The 20021-nt window shown below is 67.1% G+C and carries 19 protein-coding genes; 13 read left to right on the top strand and 6 right to left on the bottom strand.

All coding sequences use genetic code 11. The features are described 5' to 3' along the window. Positions 1-42 precede the first annotated feature (42 nt). From purF to ARTSIC4J27_RS01400, 7 genes are all read left to right on the top strand, one after another. Complete coding sequence (gene purF / locus ARTSIC4J27_RS01430) at positions 43-1716, top strand: amidophosphoribosyltransferase (RefSeq protein WP_050053425.1); 1674 nt, start codon at positions 43-45, stop codon at positions 1714-1716. Next, positions 1713-2861 (top strand): phosphoribosylformylglycinamidine cyclo-ligase, encoded by a 1149-nt coding sequence (gene purM, locus ARTSIC4J27_RS01425; protein ID WP_050053424.1) that lies wholly within the window; start codon positions 1713-1715, stop codon positions 2859-2861. Before purF ends, purM begins: the two co-directional genes overlap by 4 nt. Before the next feature lie 212 nt (positions 2862-3073). After that, positions 3074-3859, top strand: coding sequence for an ATP-binding cassette domain-containing protein (locus ARTSIC4J27_RS01420; protein ID WP_050053423.1), 786 nt, complete (start codon positions 3074-3076; stop codon positions 3857-3859). After that, complete coding sequence (locus tag ARTSIC4J27_RS01415; RefSeq protein WP_050053422.1) at positions 3856-4674, top strand: ABC transporter ATP-binding protein; 819 nt, start codon at positions 3856-3858, stop codon at positions 4672-4674. The genes ARTSIC4J27_RS01420 and ARTSIC4J27_RS01415 overlap by 4 nt, the downstream gene beginning before the upstream one ends. After that, the gene (locus tag ARTSIC4J27_RS01410) at positions 4671-6029 is read left to right on the top strand and encodes an MFS transporter (RefSeq protein ID WP_050053421.1); all 1359 of its coding nucleotides are present in this window, start codon (positions 4671-4673) and stop codon (positions 6027-6029) included. Before ARTSIC4J27_RS01415 ends, ARTSIC4J27_RS01410 begins: the two co-directional genes overlap by 4 nt. Before the next feature lie 79 nt (positions 6030-6108). Continuing rightward, positions 6109-7635 carry an ABC transporter substrate-binding protein gene (locus tag ARTSIC4J27_RS01405; protein ID WP_050053420.1) on the top strand — a complete coding sequence of 509 codons (1527 nt, stop codon included), beginning with the start codon at positions 6109-6111 and terminating at the stop codon, positions 7633-7635. Next, complete coding sequence (locus tag ARTSIC4J27_RS01400; protein ID WP_083435247.1) at positions 7635-9434, top strand: ABC transporter permease subunit; 1800 nt, start codon at positions 7635-7637, stop codon at positions 9432-9434. Before ARTSIC4J27_RS01405 ends, ARTSIC4J27_RS01400 begins: the two co-directional genes overlap by 1 nt. A 261-nt stretch (positions 9435-9695) precedes the next feature. On the opposite strand, the gene ARTSIC4J27_RS01395 is transcribed toward ARTSIC4J27_RS01400, so the two are convergent. Then, on the bottom strand, positions 9696-9929 hold the full coding sequence (locus ARTSIC4J27_RS01395; RefSeq protein ID WP_050053419.1) for a DUF3073 domain-containing protein: 234 nt from the start codon (positions 9927-9929) through the stop codon (positions 9696-9698). Positions 9930-10201: 272 nt separating this feature from the next. Here ARTSIC4J27_RS01395 and ARTSIC4J27_RS01390 point away from each other — a divergent pair, with 272 nt between their 5' ends. Beyond that, complete coding sequence (locus tag ARTSIC4J27_RS01390) at positions 10202-10885, top strand: septum formation family protein (RefSeq protein WP_050053418.1); 684 nt, start codon at positions 10202-10204, stop codon at positions 10883-10885. A gap of 49 nt (positions 10886-10934) precedes the next feature. Here the strand turns inward: ARTSIC4J27_RS01390 and clpB are convergent, their stop codons facing one another. Then, a complete protein-coding gene (clpB, locus tag ARTSIC4J27_RS01385) occupies positions 10935-13592 on the bottom strand; it encodes an ATP-dependent chaperone ClpB (protein ID WP_050053417.1) in 2658 nt (885 codons plus the stop codon). 212 nt (positions 13593-13804) lie between these two features. Here clpB and ARTSIC4J27_RS01380 point away from each other — a divergent pair, with 212 nt between their 5' ends. Next, a complete protein-coding gene (locus ARTSIC4J27_RS01380) occupies positions 13805-14140 on the top strand; it encodes a YciI family protein (protein ID WP_050053416.1) in 336 nt (111 codons plus the stop codon). A gap of 162 nt (positions 14141-14302) precedes the next feature. Here the strand turns inward: ARTSIC4J27_RS01380 and ARTSIC4J27_RS01375 are convergent, their stop codons facing one another. The 4 genes from ARTSIC4J27_RS01375 to ARTSIC4J27_RS01360 are packed head-to-tail and all read right to left on the bottom strand — an operon-like array spanning position 14303 to position 17443. Continuing rightward, positions 14303-15418, bottom strand: coding sequence for a sulfate/molybdate ABC transporter ATP-binding protein (locus ARTSIC4J27_RS01375; protein WP_050053415.1), 1116 nt, complete (start codon positions 15416-15418; stop codon positions 14303-14305). Further along, a complete protein-coding gene (locus ARTSIC4J27_RS01370; protein WP_050053414.1) occupies positions 15415-16275 on the bottom strand; it encodes an ABC transporter permease in 861 nt (286 codons plus the stop codon). Before ARTSIC4J27_RS01370 ends, ARTSIC4J27_RS01375 begins: the two co-directional genes overlap by 4 nt. Next, positions 16272-17039 (bottom strand): molybdate ABC transporter substrate-binding protein, encoded by a 768-nt coding sequence (gene modA / locus ARTSIC4J27_RS01365; protein WP_050053413.1) that lies wholly within the window; start codon positions 17037-17039, stop codon positions 16272-16274. Before modA ends, ARTSIC4J27_RS01370 begins: the two co-directional genes overlap by 4 nt. Further along, positions 17036-17443 carry a TOBE domain-containing protein gene (locus ARTSIC4J27_RS01360; protein ID WP_050053412.1) on the bottom strand — a complete coding sequence of 136 codons (408 nt, stop codon included), beginning with the start codon at positions 17441-17443 and terminating at the stop codon, positions 17036-17038. The genes modA and ARTSIC4J27_RS01360 overlap by 4 nt, the downstream gene beginning before the upstream one ends. 188 nt (positions 17444-17631) lie before the next feature. On the opposite strand from ARTSIC4J27_RS01360, the gene ARTSIC4J27_RS01355 reads away from it, so the two are divergent. From ARTSIC4J27_RS01355 to ARTSIC4J27_RS01340, 4 genes are all read left to right on the top strand, one after another. Continuing rightward, positions 17632-19092, top strand: a complete 1461-nt coding sequence (locus tag ARTSIC4J27_RS01355) for a recombinase family protein (protein WP_050053411.1) — start codon at positions 17632-17634, stop codon at positions 19090-19092. Positions 19093-19355: 263 nt separating this feature from the next. After that, entirely contained in the window at positions 19356-19559 is a 204-nt protein-coding gene (locus ARTSIC4J27_RS01350; RefSeq protein ID WP_050053410.1) for a hypothetical protein, read from the top strand. After that, positions 19556-19777, top strand: coding sequence for a hypothetical protein (locus ARTSIC4J27_RS01345; protein WP_050053409.1), 222 nt, complete (start codon positions 19556-19558; stop codon positions 19775-19777). The genes ARTSIC4J27_RS01350 and ARTSIC4J27_RS01345 overlap by 4 nt, the downstream gene beginning before the upstream one ends. Then, a complete protein-coding gene (locus ARTSIC4J27_RS01340; protein WP_050053408.1) occupies positions 19774-19965 on the top strand; it encodes a hypothetical protein in 192 nt (63 codons plus the stop codon). The genes ARTSIC4J27_RS01345 and ARTSIC4J27_RS01340 overlap by 4 nt, the downstream gene beginning before the upstream one ends. The last annotated feature ends 56 nt before the right edge of the window (positions 19966-20021 follow it).

Genomic DNA, 20021 nt, shown 5'->3' with positions numbered 1-20021 from the left:
CGGCCGGAAAAGTCCTACCGCATCTCGTGAGATAATCGACCAGTGGCACGCGGCGATGGAAAACTTTCTCATGATCTTCTCCCTGGCGAAAAAGGCCCGCAGGACGCCTGCGGCGTTTTTGGGGTCTGGGCACCAGGCGAAGAAGTAGCAAAACTCACCTATTACGGGCTGTATGCACTGCAGCACCGCGGTCAGGAGTCCGCTGGTATAGCCACCAGCGACGGCAACCGGATCAACGTCTACAAGGACATGGGGCTCGTCTCCCAGGTCTTCGACGAGACCACCCTGAACACCCTCACCGGGCACCTCGCCGTGGGGCACTGCCGCTACTCCACCACCGGAGCCAGCCACTGGGCCAACGCCCAGCCCACGCTCGGCGCCACCAGCACCGGCACCGTGGCCCTGGCGCACAACGGCAACCTCACCAACACCGCCGAGCTCAACGCCATGATCCAGGAACGCAACGGCGGCCAGCTCACCGGCGAAATGAAGCAGGGCAACACCTCGGACACCGCCCTGGTCACGGCCCTGCTGGAGGGCGAGCCGGGCAAGACCCTCGAGGAGACCGCCATCGAGCTGCTCCCCAAGATCAAGGGTGGCTTCTGCTTTGTCTTTATGGACGAGGGCACCCTCTACGCCGCCCGCGATACCTACGGCATCCGCCCGCTGGTCCTGGGCCGGCTGGAGCGCGGCTGGGTGGTCGCGTCCGAGCAGTCCGCACTTGCCACCGTGGGCGCCAGCTTCATCCGCGAGATCGAGCCGGGCGAGTTCATCGCTATTGACGAGCAGGGCGTGCGCTCCCAGCGTTTCGCGGAGCCGACGCCGGCCGGTTGCGTTTTTGAATACGTCTACCTCGCGCGCCCGGATGCCGCCATCGCCGGCCGCTCCGTGTACGAGTCCCGTGTTGAGATGGGCCGCCAGCTGGCCCGCGAGAACACGCAGGTGGCGGACATCGTGATCCCCGTCCCGGAATCCGGCACCCCCGCCGCGGTGGGCTACGCCGAAGAATCCGGCATCCCCTTCGCCCACGGCTTCGTCAAAAACTCCTACGTGGGCCGGACCTTCATCCAGCCTTCGCAGACCCTCCGTCAGCTGGGTATCCGGCTTAAGCTCAACGCCCTCGAGTCCGTGATCCGCGGCAAGCGCGTGGTGGTGGTGGATGACTCGATCGTCCGCGGCAACACCCAGCGCGCCATCGTCCGGATGCTCCGCGAAGCCGGTGCGGCCGCCGTCCACGTCAAGATTTCCTCCCCGCCGGTGCAGTGGCCCTGCTTCTACGGCATCGACTTCGCCTCGCGTGCCGAGCTGATCGCCAACGGCGCCACCATCGAAGAGATCTCCCAGGCCATCGGCGCCGATTCGCTGGCCTACATCTCCGAGGACGGCATGATCGGCGCCACCCGCCAGCCGCGGGAGCGCCTCTGCACCGCCTGCTTCACGGGCAAGTACCCCATTGAGCTGCCGGGCGCGGACAAGCTGGGCAAGAACCTGCTGGAGCGCACGGACCTCGGCGGCCTGAAGCCCTCGCCGTCCGCGCTTCCGGGCGAAACCGCCGCCCTCGCCGTGGATTCCGAAGAGGACCCGGCCGAGAAGGCCGGCGCCACCGGCTGCGATCCCGGGCCGGACTCCGAATTCGAGAATCTGCTGACCGAAGCCGACCTTGTGCCAGACGTGCACGCCGCCACCACCGGCGCTGACAAGAAAGAGTCCGTATGACTTCCGCTGCCCCCGCCTCCGGCAACACCTCCGGCATCACCTACGCCTCCGCAGGCGTAGACGTTGAAGCCGGCGACCGCGCCGTCGAGCTGATGAAGGGCGCCGTCAAGGCCACCCACAACTCCTCGGTAATCGGCGGGGTGGGCGGCTTTGCCGGCCTCTACGACGTCTCCCGGCTCCTGACCTACAAGAAGCCGCTGCTGGCCACCTCCACCGACGGCGTGGGCACCAAGGTTGCCATCGCCCAGGCCATGGACATCCACGACACCATCGGGTTCGACCTCGTGGGCATGGTGGTGGACGACATCGTGGTGGTTGGCGCGGAGCCGCTGTACATGACGGACTACATCGCCTGCGGCAAGGTGGTGCCCGAGCGCATCGCCGATATTGTCCGCGGCATTGCCGCCGCCTGCTCCGTTGCCGGCACGGCACTGGTGGGCGGCGAAACCGCCGAGCACCCCGGCCTGCTGGGCGAGCACGAATACGACGTCGCCGGCGCAGCCACGGGCGTGGTCGAAGCCGACCAGCTCCTGGGACCGGACCGCGTCCGCGCCGGGGATGTTGTCATCGGCATGGCCTCCTCCGGCCTGCACTCCAACGGCTACTCCCTGGTCCGCCGCGTGATCAACCACGCCGGCTGGGCACTGGACCGCCAGGTATCCGAACTCGGCCGCACCCTGGGCGAGGAGCTCCTCGAGCCCACCCGCGTCTACGCTGCGGACTGCCTGGACCTGGCCCGCGCGTTCCCCGTCACCGGAACTTCCGCTGTGCACGGCTTCAGCCACGTCACCGGCGGCGGCCTCGCCGCCAACCTGGCACGTGTCCTCCCCCAGGGCCTGGTGGCCACAGTGGACCGCGCCACCTGGGAACTGCCGGCCATCTTCAAGCTGGTGTCCGAGCTGGGCAACGTCCCGCTGGCAGACCTCGAACGCACCCTGAACCTGGGTGTGGGCATGGTGGCCATCGTGTCCGCGGACGCCGCAGACGCCGCGGTGTCCCGCCTCAACGACCGCGGCCTGCCGTCCTGGATCATGGGCACTGTTACCGAGGACTCGGATTCCATCCTCAAGTCCGGCCCGGATTACGTGCAGGGTGCCAAGGGTGTGGACGGCGGCGCCGTCCGCCTGGTCAACGCCTACGCCTAGATATCCCAAAAAAATGCGGGCGGTTGCTTTGAGCGGCCGCCCGCTTTTTTGTGCCAGGATCCCCAACCCGCCATCACCTCCCGCAACACACGCCACCCCCCATCACCTGGCTCTGACAGAGCTACATAAACCTGATGCACATTTGCATAATTGAGAACCATTCTTGTTAGGATGAACTCGTTCCCGAAGCCCTGCCACGAAACGACGTTCCGATGCCTGCACCAGCCCTGTCCGTGAAGAACCTTGTGCTCTCGCACGCCGGGCGCCGGCTGGTGCACCCCCTGACGTTCTCCATGAAGCGGGCTGAGAGCGTTGCCCTGCTGGGAGCCTCAGGATCCGGGAAGTCGCTGACAGCCTCAGCCCTCACCCGGACAGTGCCGGAAGGAATCACGGCAAGTGGGGACATTTCCTTTGGGACTGCCCCCGGGCCAGGGGACCGCGGAAGTGCGGCGGGCAAAGCAGGCGCAGCCTTGATCAGCCAGGATCCGCAGACTTCCCTGAATCCGCTGGTTCAGGTGGGCAAGCAGTTGATGATCCCGCTGCGTCGGGGGCTCAGCCCCGCTGAAGCCCGAAGTGAGGCGGCGCTCCTGCTGGCCCGGGCCGGGCTCGCGGACCCGACGGAGATCATGCGGCGCTATACCGGCGAACTGTCGGGCGGGCAGCTGCAGAGGGTTTGCATTGCCCTGGCATTGGCCTGCCGCACGGAGGTTCTGGTGGCGGACGAACCCACCACTGCCCTGGACGCGGTCGCCACACAGACTGTCCTCACGAGCCTCCGCGCCTGGGTGTCCGAGGGCCGCAGCCTGCTCTTCATCACCCACGATCTGGCAGCAGCGGCAGCCGTGTGCAGCCGAGCCCTCGTGATGGAAGACGGGCACGTCGTCGAAGATGCCCCGATGGCTGAGCTGCTGCGGAACCCCCGGCACCCCTACACCAAGCGCCTCGTGCGGGCCGCCATGGCAACACGGCCGCATGCAGGAACGGCTGTGGCAGCATGACCGGGGCGCTCCGCGCGGATGGCATCTCGTTCAGGTATCCCACGTCCTTCAAATACCCCAGCCGCAGCCTCCGCGGCTGCCAACCCGCCCACACCCTCCGCAACGTCACCCTGACCCTCACTCCTGGAGCGGGCACTGCACTGGTGGGAAGCTCGGGCTCCGGAAAATCCACGCTGGTCCGGATCATGCTCGGCCTGGCAAAGCCATCCAGCGGTACCGTCAGCCTGGGCGGGAGCGCAGTAAGGCCCGGACCGGCCCGAAGCCTTCGCTGGTATCGCCGCTCGGTACAGTACGTTCCGCAGAATCCGGCCGGCAGCCTGGACCCGCGGATGACCGTAGCGCAACTGCTGCTGGAACCACTGCGGCAGTTGCGGGTGGAGGGCAACCACCGGGACCTCGCCGGCCAGGCGCTGGAACGCGTGGAGTTGCCGGTCCGGGTGATGAACCAGCGGCCGGGCGAACTGTCCGGCGGCCAGAACCAGCGCGTGGCCATCGCCCGTGCCCTGGCAGTGAAGCCCGCATACCTGCTGGCTGATGAACCCGTTAGCGGCCTGGACCTGCCCCTGCGCGATGCCGTCCTCGAGCTCCTGGACCGCCTGGTGCACGAAGGCCTGGGCCTGCTCCTGGTTACCCATGACCTTGCAACCGCCGCCAGGATGTGCGGGAGCACGGCCGTCCTGTCCGACGGCAGCATCGCTGAACAAGGACCAACGGACCACGTGCTGGCACACCCCACAACTCCCGCCGCGCACGCCCTGGTGCAGGCGGCCGCTGCCATGAACCTTCCATCAGCTGTCCCGGCGGCTGCCCTGTGACCGCCCTCGGCACTGCCGGCCAGGCGGCAACAACACAGCCGGGGCCGGCCCCCGGCCTGCTCCTCGCCAGCCAGCTCATCTTTAATATCGGCTTCTACGCAGTGGTGCCGTTCCTGGCACTGGTGATGACCCGGGACTTCGCCATGACTGCCACTGCCGTGGGCGTGGTGCTGGGCGCCAGGGTCTTCAGCCAGCAGGGGCTCTTCCTGGTGGGCGGGATGATCACGGACCGGTGGGGCCCCCGCCGCGCCATGCTGGTGGGCTGCCTGGTCCGCATCTCCGGCTACCTCACCCTGGCACTGGCCGGCAGCTTTCCGCTGTTCCTCCTCGGCGCTGTGCTCACCGGGATGGGCGGGGCATTGTTCTCGCCTGCGCTGGAGTCCCTGGTAGGCCGGGCGGAAGAACGACGGCGGAGCACCAGCGGGAAGGCACCGGGACTTTTTGCGCTCCTCGCCATCTGCGGGGAAATCGGCGCCGTTGCCGGCCCGCTGGTCGGCGCCCTGCTGTTGGGCCTGTCCTTCAGCTGGGCAGCCCTGGCCGGGGCTGCAGTCTTTGCCGTGATGACCGGCGTCCTGTGGCACGGCATCCCCGCAGGAGCCGTAAAACCCGCTCCCGCTAACCTGGATTCTGCCAACCCGCTTGCCGCCGCCGCACCCAGTGACGCCGCGCCGGGTGACGGCGCGCAGCAAGGTGACACCGCGTCCCAGGGCAACGATGGGCCGCAGGGTGCTGGCACCCCGCACGGTGATGGCGTCGCGGCGATGCTGCGGGACAAGCGCTTCGTAACCTTCGGGGCCCTCTACAGCGTGAACCTGCTGGCCTACAACCAGCTCTACTTCGGCCTTCCCATCGAGCTAACCCGCAGCGGCGCGGGACCGGAGGCACTTGCCGGCCTGTTCGCCGTCGCGTCCCTTATGACCGTGGCGCTGCAGTGGCCCATTTCCCGGCTGACGCACCGGCTGGGTCCAGGGCGTGCGCTCACCGTGGGCTTCACGCTTAAAGGCCTGGCGTTCGCCACCATGGCAGTGCTCGCGCAGTACCCCGCTACCGGCCCGCTGCAACTGCTTCCGCCGTTGCTGCTGGTGGCGGGGCTCTGCCTGGGGCACATGTGCATCGGACCGGTGGCCATGCCGCTGGTCTTGGACTTTGCCCGCGGCCGAAGGTCCGGCATCTATTACGGACTACTCGCCAGCATGGGCGGCTGTGCGGTGCTGTTGGGCAACTTCGTCCTGGGACCGCTGTACTCGGGCGCCAGCCAGCCCGGGCCCGACGCCGTCTGGCCCTGGGCGGTGATGGCGGCACTCACGGCGATTCCCGCCGTCGGACTTTCCAGGCTCCTGCCCCCACAACGCTAAACCCTCAAACACCAGGCCAGGCGCATCCTGCACCTGCCTCTCTTCACTGCACCTTCAATCTGCGGAACAGGTAATCAACGTGCCCAAAAAGCGCTCCAAAACGTACCTAGCCACACTTTCAACCCTCCTGCTGGCCACAAGTTTGACCGGCTGCTTCGCCGGAACCAACCAGGCTGCGGACAGCGGAAAAGGGGAGGACCGGATCAAGCTGGCCATGCTCCAGCCGCCCCGTTCCGGGTTGTCACCCCTGAGCGACGACGCCTTCAAGCTTTCCCGCTGGAAGACCGCCGAAACCCTGGTGGTGCTCGACGAACTGGGCGAGGCCGGGCCCTCGTTGGCAACCGGATGGGAGCAGATTGATGAGGCTTCATGGCGCTTCATGCTGCGGGACGGGGTGCAGTTCCATGACGGATCGGCCATGACATCCGCGGAAGTTGTTGCTTCGCTGACCGCTGCAGCACAGGCGAGCCCCAAGCCGAGGATCCTGGACGGGGTGGAGCTCACAGCCCGGGCGGACGGTCCAGCCGCAGTGACCATCACGACGGCGGTTCCCGATCCTTTGCTGCCCCAGCGGCTGTCCAGCCCCCAGTTGGCCATCCTGGCGGGCTCGGCCTACAAGGACGGCGTGGTGAATCCGGTGAATGCCGGTACCGGGCCGTTCCGCCTGGTTTCAGTGGACGGCACCTCGTCTGCGAGGCTGGACCGCTTCGACGGCTACTGGGGCGAGCGGGCGGAAGCCGATGGCGTGGACGTGCAGTTCGTTCCGGACGGGACAGCCCGGGCAGCCGCACTGCGGACCGGCGATGCGGACATCGTCGAAGCCATCCCCGTGGGCCAGGTCGCCCAAATCGACCCCGCACTGGTGCACGAGGTTCCCATGCCCCGCACCAACACGCTGTACCTCAATACGTCGTCCGGTCCCTTTGCCGACCCGGCCGTCCGCGCCGCAGCAAGGGAGGCCATCGACGCCGGCACAGTCGTGGACCGGGTCTATGAAGGCCGGGCAGACCAAGCCGCCGGCCTGCTGGGCCCGGCCCTCCCCTGGGCGGCCGGAGAACGGACCAGTGAAGGCTATGCTGCAGCACTGGCCCGCCGGGTCGCCGCCACCGCCGTGAAGGGGACCGCCATCCGACTCGGCACCTTCACGGACCGTGCAGAACTGCCCGAGGTGGCCGTCCAGCTGGAACAGCAGCTTGAAGCCGCAGGATTTATCGTGGAGCAGGATATCCGCGAGTACCAGCACATCGAGGCGGATGCTTTGGCCGGCTCATTCGATGCGTTCATTCTCTCCCGCGCCACGGTCCTGGACTCCGGGGACCCCGTTGCCTACCTCTACAGCGACTTCTCCTGCGCCGGCTCCTTCAACATCTCCCAGTTCTGCGATCCCGCCGTTGATGCCGCCCTGGCCAAGGCCTCCGGTATTCCCGCCGGACCAGAGCGCCGAGCCGCCATCGCCGCGGCGGAAAGCCTCATCCTGGCCCGCGACGCCGCCATCCCGCTGCTCCACGAACGTGTCCTCCAAGGCGAATCCATCCGCGTGCGAGGGGTGGAGCGGGACCCGCGCGAGCGTGCCCTGATCACCGGCAGGACCGGGGTCACGGACTGATGCCCGTCACCGGCTCCCTGAAAACCGCTGCCTCGCGGACCGCCGCCCTGCTCGGCCTGGTGGCACTGATCGGCTTGCTGCCGTGGCTGTCCGGCCGCGGCGCCGACTACACCATTCTCCGTGCGAGGTACGCGGACCGGGAGCCCACACCCGAGGCCTTGGCCGCCATCCGCAGCGAACTGGGCCTCGACCAGGGCCCTGTCGCCATGCTGCTGGCCTGGGTCCAAGCGATTCTCGCGGGTGACTTCGGCACCTCCTGGATCAGCAACACGCCGGTGTTGCCCGGAGTAGCAGCCGCATTGGGTGTGTCGGTGACGCTGATGGGGTTTGCCATCGCGGCGGCGGTACTCATCGCCCTGCTGATCTGCGGACCTACCGTGATGCAAGGCCTCCGGCAGCGGCGCCGGCCGGCGTCGGGCGCTTTGGCCGCCGCGCTCACGTCACTGCCGGAGTTCCTCCTCGCATCCATGTTGCTTGTGGCTGGTGCCGTCTGGCTCCGGTGGTTCCCGCCATACGGCTGGCAGGGACCCGAATACGCCATCCTGCCCGCCCTCTCGCTGGGGATTCCCGCGGGCGGCCTGATCGGCCTGCTCCTGGCCGATGCGCTGCGTGCCGGATTCGGCGAGAAATGGGTGGCCACCTGGCGCCTCGCCGGTGCTGGCAGCCTCACGCTGGTCGCGGCACTACTTCGGCGCGCGCTGCCGGCCGTGTTGCCCCAGGTGGGGCTGGTCCTCATCGGCCTGACCGGCGGGGCAGTTGCGGTGGAAAAGGTATACGCCATCCCCGGCCTGGGGCGCGCGCTTCTCGGAGCCGCCAGCGCCCAGGACGTCCCCACGCTCCAGGCCGGGATGCTGGCGCTGATGGGGCTCGCACTGCTGGTGGGAACATTGACGACGGCCGCGCGGTACTTGCTGATCGGCCCTGCGGTCCGCTTCGGCACGCTTGGGCTTCCGGCACCGCCCCAGGCACGGCACCGCGGGCAGCTCGCCGGGCCGGCGGTTGCTGGCGCCGCCTTGCTGTTGATCATCGGGGCCGGTCTGCTCCGCGATCCCTACGCCTCGGCCCATCCCCGCCTGGCCGCGCCCGCATGGGCATTGCCGTTCGGAGCGGACGCCAGCGGCCGTGATTTGCTGGCCCGGGTTGGTCATGGCGCATTGGGGACTGTGGGGACCGCGCTGGTAGTGGCCTTGGTCTGCCTGGCTGTGGGAATCGCCGTCGGCCTGTTCCCGCGCGCGGCGGCCGGTCCCCTTGAGGTGACCAACGCGGCGCCGCCCATCCTCGCCGGCCTGGTGGTTGCAACGATCACCGGCCCCTCCGCGCAGGGAGCGGCGCTGGCCGTGGCCGCCGTAAGCTGGGCGCCGCTGGCAGCGCACACCGCTGCCCTGGCCCAGGAAGCGCGTGCCCAGCCCTATGTGCAGGTCCTCCCGGTGCTGGGGGTGGGCCGGTCCCGGATCATGGTCCGCTATATCCTGCCGGCCGTGATCCGGCCATTGGTGCGCCATGCGATGCTGCGCCTGCCGGGTATCGCCCTGGCCCTGGCCGCGCTCGGATTCCTTGGCCTGGGGCCGCAACCGCCATCGCCGGAGTGGGGCCTCATCCTGGCAGAAGGCATCGGCTACGTTGAACGCGCATCGTGGGCCGTGCTGGCACCGGCGGCCACCCTGGTTCTCGCCTCGGTGCTGGCGGTGGGGTTGGCCGGTATCGGAGGCGGCGCAGTGGTGGCGGCCCAAGCCGGAGACGTTGCGGCCGCCGGGACAGGGGTGGCACAGGAGGATGCGCGCGGGCGTTCCCCAGCTTGATGCAGGAGGTGATGGGGCGTTCCCTGGCCCCGGCATCTTGGCCGCTAACCCCAGGAACAGCAAAAGCCCGCTGCCTGCACCGATTCACGGCGCGGGCAGCGGGCTTTATAACTGAGGTCAGTACACGGGATCCGTCTGGACCCGGGTACCAAAAAAGAAGCGTTGCACTGGTCCAATCAACAGACCCGGATCAAAGACTTGGATCCGTTCGTGCGACGGCGTCACAGGGCTGCCAAGTACGGCAACAGCACCTTGCGACAACTAGCCGATCCGACGGGTGTCTACCTCGTCGTCGTCTTCTTCCAAATCATCCGCGTACTTATCCACATAAGCCGAATAATCCGGTTCAACCGGCTCATTCGCATAATGGCTCGTGGCACGACTGCCTGGACCCGTCAGCTCACGCTGAAGTGCCGAGTAGTCAGTGTTCGGGGAGTAGTACTTGATATCCCGAGCCTGCTTGGTAGCTTTTGCCTTTTGACGGCCGCGCCCCATGGCGTGACCCCCTTTTGTACTTGGACCGGAGGTGGTCACCTTGGCGTAGGTGAGGCCCCGGAATGTTTGGTCAATTTGTCGTACACCTAGATTACATGCTTTCGGCTGGCCCTGCTTGCCACTTGCGGGCCACGCCGGTCACATGCAGTACCATTCCCGCACAAACACGGCCGGAATTCGGCTTTTTTCTTCGGTAGAGTCGATTAAGCAACTGCTGGTGCCGGCCGGCAAACAGACTGCCCGCGCGGAGAAATCGCAGGAGGATCCACCCCGTGAACCACCAGGACGTCCCGCCCAAGCCCAGCTCGCCGCCTACCGCAGGCCTCCCCAAGGTCCCGGCCGCTGAGTATGGCGTACCGGCGGCAGAACCGCCCGTAAGGGACCAAGGCCAGGCAAACCATCCCATTGGACCGGACGATGGCGGGAAGCAGGAGAACCGACGGAGGCTCTGGAAGGCCTTCTTCGTCGTCGTGCTGCTGGCGGTCATTGGATCGCTGGTGTGGCTCGCACTGTGGCTGAATTCCAACGGCGGCCCGGAAACAACCGATACCGCTGCCCGGGGAGTGCTGGAGACCACCGTCACGCCTCCGGCAAGCCCGCTGCCCCTGCCGCGCGAGGTGGAGCCTGCCGCTTATGCGCTGGGCGACTGCTTCACGGACTTCGACCCGGAGGCGCTGAGATCCACGGCAGTGCCGTGCGACACCGGCCACTCCGCCCAGCTGGTGGCGGTGTTCCGCTACCCCGAAGAAACCGACTACCCAGGCGCCGAGGCCCTCAAGGCCAAAGCCCTGGAAACCTGCCAGGCGGCAAAACTGGGACCTGCCGCAGACCAGTTCACGCTGAATTACGAGCGCAGCTTTCCCAGCTCCACCAGCTGGGAATCAGGGGACCGGAGGCTGGACTGCTACGTGACGTCCCCCGGCGGGAACAACGTTAACGCGAGCGTGCTGCCCTAGCGCTTCGCAGCACCAGGACAGCACGCAGGACATTGCGGGCCAAGTACGCCTAGCCCTTCCGGCGGACCACCAGGCCTGTTCCCGGAACCGGGCCGCCGCCGGGACCGGGCAGCGCCTCGAGCCCTTCGATGGTGAGCTCGTCCACATCCGTGGCCGTGTCCACCAGCACCGTGTCCCCGTCGGCGATGTCGCCGGACAGGATGGCCTTGGCCAACCGGTCGCCGATCTCCCGCTGGACCAGCCGGCGCAGCGGCCGGGCGCCGTAGGCGGAGTCGAATCCGGACATGGCCAGCCAGGCGCGGGCGCCTTCGGTGACGTCAAGAGTGAGCCGGCGCTCATGCAGCCTCCGGCCCAGCTCAGCCACCTGAAGCTCCACAATGTGCGCCAGGTCCTCGACTGACAGCGGGTCGAACAGCACCACTTCGTCCAGCCGGTTCAGGAACTCCGGCTTGAAAGAAGCGTTCACGGTGGCCATCACGGCGTTCCGCTTGGCTTCGGCATCCAGCGACGGGTCCACCAGGAACTGGCTGCCCAGGTTGGAGGTCAGCACCAGGATGGCATTCCGGAAGTCCACGGTGCGGCCCTGGCCGTCGGTGAGGCGTCCGTCGTCGAGCACCTGCAGGAGGATATCGAAGACCTCGGGGTGGGCCTTCTCCACCTCGTCCAGCAAAATGACCGAGTAGGGGCGCCGGCGGACGGCTTCGGTGAGCTGGCCGCCTTCCTCGTAGCCCACGTATCCCGGAGGCGCACCCACCAGCCGGGCCACCGAGTGCTTCTCGCCGTACTCGGACATATCGATCCGCACCATGGCGCGTTCGTCGTCGAACAGGAAGTCCGCCAGGGCCTTAGCCAGTTCGGTCTTACCGACGCCGGTGGGACCCAGGAACAGGAACGAACCGGTGGGCCGGTTGGGATCGCTGATGCCGGCCCGGGCCCGCCGCACGGCGTCGGACACCGCGGTGACGGCCTTCTTCTGGCCGATCAGCCGTTTCCCGAGCTCCTCCTCCATGTGCAGCAGCTTCTGGCTTTCACCCTGCAGCATGCGGCCGGCCGGGATGCCGGTCCAGGCGGAGATGACCTCGGCGATATCGTCCGCGGTCACCTGCTCGGCCACCATCTGTGAGGATTTATCGGCGACGGCGGCCTCGGCTTCCGCGGCAGCGTTCAGCTCGCGCTCCAGCGCCGGGATCTCGCCGTACTGGATGCGCGACGTCGTCTCCAGGTCACCTTCGCGGTAGGCCTTGTCAGCGGCACTGCGGAGTTCGTCCAGCTTCGCCTTCAGGTCGCCCACCCGGTTGAGGCCGGCCTTTTCGGCCTCCCAGCGGGCGTTCAGGGCTGCGAGTTCCTCTTCCTTGTCCGCCTTGTCCGCGCGGAGCGCCGCGAGGCGTTCCACGGAAGCGGCGTCCGTTTCCCCTTCCAGGGCCAGCTCCTCCATGGTGAGCCGGTCCACGGCGCGGCGGAGCTGGTCGATCTCCTCAGGGGCTGAGTCGATCTCCATCCGGAGCCGGGACGCGGCCTCGTCCACGAGGTCGATGGCCTTGTCCGGCAGCTGGCGGCCGGAAATGTAGCGGTTGGACAGGGTTGCGGCGGCAACGAGGGCGGAGTCGGCAATGGCCACTTTGTGGTGCGCCTCGTAGCGCTCCTTCAGGCCGCGCAGGATACCGATGGTGTCCTCGACGCTGGGCTCCCCCACGTACACCTGCTGGAAACGGCGCTCCAGCGCCGGGTCTTTTTCGATGTTCTCGCGGTACTCATCCAAGGTGGTGGCACCGATCAGCCGCAGCTCGCCGCGCGCCAGCATGGGCTTGAGCATGTTGCCCGCGTCCATGGAGGAATCACCGGTTGCCCCGGCACCCACCACCGTGTGGATCTCGTCGATGAAGGTGACGATCTGGCCCTCGGAGTTCTTGATCTCCTCAAGGACAGCCTTGAGCCGCTCCTCGAACTCGCCGCGGTACTTGGCCCCGGCCACCATGGATGCCAGGTCCAGGGCGATCAGGGTTTTGCCCCGCAGGCTTTCCGGTACGTCACCGGCCACAATGCGCTGCGCCAGGCCCTCCACGACGGCGGTCTTGCCCACGCCGGGTTCGCCGATAATCACGGGGTTGTTCTTGGTGCGGCGGCTCAGGACCTGGACGATCCGGCGGATTTCCGTGTCACGGCCGATGACCGGGTCCAGCTTTCCGGCCCGGGCCATCGCCGTAAGGTCGGTGCCGAACTTCTCCAGCGACTGGAAGGTGTTTTCCGGGTCCTGGTTGGTGACCTTCCGGTCGCCGCGGACACCCGGCAGGGCGGCGAGCAAAGCCTCATGGGAGGCACCGGCGTCGCGCAGCAAACGCCCTGCCGCATCATGTCCGGCCGAGAGCCCCAGGAGGAGCACTTCGGTGGAGACGAAGGTATCGCCCAGCCGGTCCGCCTCCTCCTTGGCGTTCTGGATGGCCTGCAGGGCCGGGCGGGACAGCTGGGCCTGCTGGCTGGAACCGCCGGAGGTGGCGGGCAAAGCCTTGATGGCACTGCTCGCCTGGACGCTGACGGCGTCCGGGTCCGCGCCGGTGGCGCGCAGAAGTGCCACGGCGACGCCTTCGCGCTGGTCCATGAGGGCCTTGAGCAGGTGGGCGGGCTCCACCTGGGGATTGCCAATGGTGGAGGCGTTCATGGCGGCAGCCGACAGAGCCTCCTGGCTCTTGGTGGTGAACTTGACGTCCAAAGAGAGCTCCTTTCAGGGGCAGTTGGTCTAAGTTGAGTCTACTACGCTCAACTTTGGTTTGGTGCAGATTATTTCCGAACTCACAACCATTTTTTTGACCAGCCGCGAAACTCTTCAAACCGACCGTTCCCCTGACCTTCAGATACCCCTAGGATCGGGCGTGTGACCGGGGCGGACGGTGCCCCGACCAGTAAACGCGGAGGTCTGCTGTTATGAAGAAATTCGTCGTTCTCTACCTCGGGCCCAGATCCACCCAGTTGCAGATGCTCGAAAGTACCCCCGAGGCGGCGCAGGAAGGCTTGAAGGCCTGGAATGAGTGGGGCAGCCGCGCGGGCGACGGCATCGTGGACATGGGCAACCCACTATTGGAGGGAAGGGAGATCACCGCGACCGGCACCTCGGACACAGCGACTGAAATCGGCGGCTACGCCATTGTCCAGGCTGAAGACATCGATAGAGCCCAGGCCTTGTTCGACAACCACCCGCACCTGATGACGCCTGGGGCGAAGATCCACGTCCATGAAGTGCTCGTCCTCCCGGGCATGTAAGCCCGCGGCACATCATTTACCAGAACCGCAAAGCAACCGGCGGGTGATTCCCCCCAGACGCCGCCCGCCGGTTGCTTTATCCGCCCTTTTCCGAGTTTACCGGTCTTTGTGATGGCTGTCACCAAATGTGACTGATCTTGTAATGCCATGTAGGGAAGCGGTTTAGGCCGGGTACACCGCGACTGAGGTTGCCTTCACCACGAAGTGCACCGTCAGGCCGGGAACCAGTCCCAGGTCTGCGGATGCGGCGGGGGTGATGTCGGCGGCGAGGCTTCCTGCCCTGACCCGGATGAAGTCGCCGTGCGGTTCGAGGTCGGTGATGGCCACCGCAAAAGAGTTGCGCGGGCTGCCGTGCGCGTCATTGAGGAAGACGGAAACGGCCGACGGCGGGAACACGGCTACCGCTGCGGAGTTCCCTTCAGCGCGCGACCTGTCAGCCGGGTGCCGGCCCTCCAGGGCCCGGCCATCCAACTGCAGATCCTCCAGCTGTGGGTCCTCCACATGGCCGGCCACCGTCCAGCCCTCGGCGGTCTTGATCCCACTGCCGGTGAAAGTCCCGGTCAGCAGGTTCAGCCCTGCCAGCCCGGCCGCGAACGGGCTGCGCGGCCGCTGGAGCACATCGCGGGTGGGGCCCTCCTCCGAAATCCTGCCGTTCTCAAGGATGACAACCCGGCCGGCCAACATCAGCGCGTCCAGGACGTCATGGGTGATGATGATGGCCTGCCGGCCGGCCAGGACCCGCTTGAGCAGGCGGCGCAGAAGTGGTGCCGAGTGGATGTCCAGCGCCGCCATGGGCTCGTCCAGGAGAAGAAGCCCCGGACTGGCGGCCAGCGCCCGGGCAACGGCCACGCGCTGGGCCTGGCCGCCGGAAAGTTCGGCGGGACGCCTGGCCTGGAGATCAAGGGCTTCCACCTCGGCGAGCCAGCGCAGCGCTTCCGCCTTGGCCTCTTTCCTGGACGCACCAGCGCTTCTCGGCCCGAAAGCCACGTTGTCCAGGGCAGTCAGGTGCGGGAACAGCAGGGGTTCCTGGGCGAGCAGCGCAGTGCCCCGGTGGTGCGGCGGCGTCCACGTGCCCCGGCCGGCCGAGAGCTCGAAGAGCGCCCGCCCGTTGAGCTCACCCCGCCCGCTGTCCGGCCGGAGCAGGCCCGCGATCACGGACAAAAGGGTTGATTTGCCGGCGCCGTTCGGGCCCATCACAGCCACCGTCTCCGTAGGCCCCACCGTCAGGGACACGTCGAATCCCCGCCCGGCCACGGCTGCCTCAAGTGCGAACGTCACGGGACGTCCCTGCCTGCTGCGGCAAACGTCGTCGTCCGTTGTTTCCAGAACGCCACCCCTTGGCCGGCGGGCCGCCGGTAGGCCAGTGCCACCACGGCGACTGCCACGGCCACCAACACCAGGGAAAGGGCGACGGCGGCATCCGGGTCCGTTTCGCGCTGCAGGTAGATTTCCAGCGGCAGGGTCCGGGTCACCCCCTGGAGGCTGCCCGCGAACGTCAGCGTGGCACCGAACTCGCCCAGGCTGCGGGCGAAGGACAGTACCGCGCCGGACGCCAACCCGGGCAGCACCAGCGGCAGCGTGACGCGGCGGAAAACCCGTCCGGGTGAGGCGCCCAGGGTTGCCGCCACGGCCTCATACCGTTCGCCGCCGGTCCGCAGCGCACCCTCCAGGCTGACCACCAGGAAGGGCAACGCCACAAAGGTCTGGGCCAGGACCACGGCCGTAGTGGAGAAGGCAATCTGAAGCCCCAGAACCTCAAGGCTCCGGCCCAGGAGGCCCTGGCGGCCGAAGGTGTAGAGGAGCGCTATGCCGCCCACCACCGGCGGCAGTACCAGCGGGAGAAGCACCAGCGAGCGCAGGAGCCCCTGCAGCCGGAACCTGCCGCGGGCCAGGACCAGGGCCAGCGGCACCCCGAGCACAATGCAGAGAACTGTGCTTGCCGCCGACGTCCGCAGGCTCAGGCCCAGGGCCGACAACGCCGAATCAGAGGAAACCAAGGGAAGGAAATTGGCCCAGTTGACCCTGGCAACCATGGCGAGCAGCGGCAGGATCACCAGCAGGGCGGCCAGGACGGCCACCCCGTAGGTCCAGCGGGGAACGCCGCGGTAGGCGTGGCGCACGTCCGGCTGCCTCACTGCCGGCTGCTGCCAAACCCGGCGTCTGCCAGCATCTGTTGGCCTGCAGGACTGGCCACGAGGTCGAGGAAATCCTGCGCGCCCGCCAAGTTCCTGCTGTCGGCCAGCGCGGCGATGGGGTAGCTGTTGACTGCGGCAGCCGCTGCAGGAATTGGAATGCCTTCCACTTTGCCTGCTGCAGCCTTGACGTCGGTGACATAGACCAGCCCGGCGTCCGCTTCCCCGGAGATGACCTTTCCCAGCACGTCCGTCACGGAATTTTCCTCACTGACAGGGGTCAGGTCCGTTCCCGTTTGCGTTTCGACGGCGGCCGCGGCGGCCCCGCAAGGGACCTGCGGGGCACACTGCACCAGCCGTGTCCCCGGTTTCGCCAGGTCAGGAAAGGAACGGATGCCTGCCGGGTTGCCGGGCGGGACGGCAATGGCCAAGGTATTGGTGGCGAAAACGCGGGGATCACCGTCCAGCAGCCCCGCCTGCTGCAGCTTGTCCATGTTCCCGGTATCAGCCGAGGCAAAGACATCCGCCGGGGCACCCTGGCTGATCTGGGTTGCCAAATCAGCCGAGCCGGCGAAGCTCAGCTCGACGGTGCTGCCCGGGTGCTCGGCTTCGTAGGTTTTTGCCAGCTCGGTGAAACTGGCTTTGAGGGAGGCCGCGGCGAACACGGTCAAGGTCTCCCCGGCGCTGTTTCCAGCGGATGAACCGGTGGCAGTGGAGCATCCGGCCAGCCCCAGCACCAATGCGGCGGCCACCAACAGCTTCTTCACAGCGCCTTCCCCTGCGGCGTCTCGATGATCACGGTGGTGGCCTTAACCACGGCGGTGGCCACGGAGCCCAGTTCCAGTCCAAGGTCCCGGACGGCCTCGCTGCTCATCAGGGATACCACCCGGAAAGGGCCGCACTGGAGCTCCACCTGGGCCATCACCTTGTCCGCGGTAATGCCGGTCACCAGGCCCACAAACCGGTTCCGCGCGGAACTGCCGGTCCGGTGCGGATCGTCGGGCAGCTGGGCGAGCTTGCGTGCGTGGCGGGCCAGTTCCAGCCCGTCCACGGCCAGGCGGCCGGCGTCGTCCTTGACCGGCGTGAGCGATCCGTTGTCCATCCAGCGGCGCACCGTGTCGTCGCTGACGCCGAGGAACCGGGCGGCCTCGGAAACGCGGATGATTGTCATTTCCCCAGTCTAGGACGCATTTGCGGCCTTAAGAGCAGTAAGACTCCGCATTTTCGGCACCCGCAACCTGGGAGGCCGCGGCAGGAAGGGACAGCACTAGACTTCCTCCATGGCCGTCTACATCGATCCCTCTAGCTGTACCTTGTGAGCTATTCTGGAGTCACCGCTAGATAAGAAAGGCGACTCACGTGAAGCTACGTGCAATACTCTATCTACGTCTCTCCGTCTCTGACGACGCCTCTACATCCATCGCAAGGCAGGAGCGCGACCTCCGCGAGCTTGCCGAGCGTGAAGACTGGGAGATCGTAGCCGTCCTTACTGACGACGGGATCTCGGGCCGCAAAGTCCGAGCCAACGCTCTGGAGGCCCTCCGGCAACTCCGCACCGGAGAGGCCGACGTTCTGGCCGTCTGGAAGCTCGACCGCTGGACCCGTCAGGGCCTCTCCGCGGTGGGCGACTTGGTCGACACCTTGGACTCACGGAAGGGCGAGGCCCTCTTCGTCGCCCTGAAGGACGGCCTCCGCTCCGATCAGCCGGCATGGCGCATGATCGCCGTCGTCCTGGCCGAAACCGCGAGGACCGAAGCGGAAAACACCGCCCTCCGCGCCAAGTCCTCCTTCAAAACGCTCCGGCACGGTGGCCGCTTCTCTGGCGGTATGGTCCCCTACGGCTACCGGACGGCGCCCGCGCCCGACGGCCCTGGCCGCGTCCTGGAAGTCGACCCCGCCGAAGCCAAGATCGTCCGCGAGATCGCCGACCGGATCTTGGACGGCGAAAGCCTGACGAAGATCACGACGTGGCTCAACGTGAACGGCATCCCCTCGGCAAAGAGCGAATACCGCAAGGCCCTACGGGAGGGAAGGCCCGCCGACGGCGCCGACAGAGGAACGTGGTATCTCTCCACGATCAAGGCGGTCTGGACGGCTGACCATCTGCTAGGCCGCGTGATCCACAACGGGAGCCCCGTCCAAGACGAGCACGGCCTCCCTAAGCGCATTTGGGAGCCGATCCTCGACCTCTCCACGCTGACGAGCCTCCGCGCCCGCCTAGACCCGCCAAGGGGAACAGGCCCGAAGGCCCGCTCCCGCGCCGCTCGCCTCCTCTCCGGCCTCCTCTTCTGCGCCTACTGCGATATGAAGCTCTACGTCCGCTCCTCGGGAGGGCGCCCAATCTACGGTTGCCCCTCGTCCGCGAAGGGGACGGTCTGCGCGTCGCCCCGCGTCGTCGCTCAAAAGGTCGAGGACTACGTCGCCGAGCGTTTCCTGGCGCTTGTCGGCGACCTTCCGGAGATCGAGGAGCACGACGTAGTCACGGACCCCGGCACAGTCGAGGCCCTGGCCGAAGTGGAGCTCGCTATCCGCGACACGTCCGCGGCCTTGGCCGACGACGACGCAGACCTCGCCACCCTCCTCGACCGGCTTGCGGTCCTGAAGGAACGGCGCACGGACCTGAAGAACCGCCCTGCCGCGATCGAGAAGATCGTCAAGGAAACTGGCCGGACGCTCCGCGAGGCTTGGGAGGCGACGGACGACGTAGACAAGAGGCGGAAGCTCCTCATGGAAGGCATCGACCATGTCCGCGTCTCCAGCCGGACCCGCCGAGGGAACATCTTCGAGCCCGACCGCCTGAAAATCTTGTGGAGAAGCTGACGCCGGAGGCGGAAGCCGCCACTTCGACGCCGGCGAGGAGCGTGTAAACCGCCCTCCCAATGACGCTATGAGTGACGAAGTGACGGAAGTGATAGCACTTCGCATTAGTGTTCAAGAACCTCTCTCTCTTGAGCACTAATACAAAGACACATCACTTTCGTCACTTCGTCACTTTTCCTTTTTCTGAGCTCCTCTGAGCAATCCTTCGCCTCTGGCCGACTCCTTCAGTGTCCCAACACCGACACTGCAAAGGAGCCCCTCAAATGGCCTCTCCAGAGCATCACCGCTCCACCGCTGAAGCCCTCCTAGAACAGGCCAAGGGCTACGCCCCAAGCTCAGCCCCTCGCCTTGCCTACCTCGCCGAGGCTCAGGTCCACGCGACGCTCGCCCTCTCCGCCCCGGTCGAAATCAAGCCCGTCCGCACGCGCAAGGCCACCGCTGCGAAGAGCGAGGAGGCCGCAAAGTGACCGCCGCCGTGAAGCGCCTCCGCGCCAGCCTCCGTGAAGCGATCGAGTGCGAGGCCACCGTGACCCTCGTCCTCGACTCTGGCCGGACCCTGACCGGAACCGCCAAGGAGCACCCGAGCCTCTCCGACGGCTACTACCTGCTGGTCCCCGTCGACTCCGGCGACCGGCGCCCCCACGCATTCCACCGCTCAGAACTGGAGGAAGTGATCTTCGAGTGACCCCGCAAATCCGCCTGATCTCTGCCCGCAACGCCGGAACCCCCGTTCGCGTCACCCTGGACGACGGTCGCGTGGTGACCGGCGTAATCGAGCGCTCCCTGACCGAGCACCTGAAGATCCACCAGGAAGGCGCCGCCCGCCCGACGATCTTCCTGGCCGAGGACGTGATCGAGGTAAGGCCCGCGTGACCTTCCTCGAAGTCCTCCTCGGCATACTCGACGCCCTCCCCTGCTACTGGCCCAGC

Source organism: Pseudarthrobacter siccitolerans, assembly GCF_001046895.1.
Lineage (GTDB): Bacteria > Actinomycetota > Actinomycetes > Actinomycetales > Micrococcaceae > Arthrobacter > Arthrobacter siccitolerans.
This window is presented reverse-complemented; position numbering and strand designations above follow the sequence as displayed.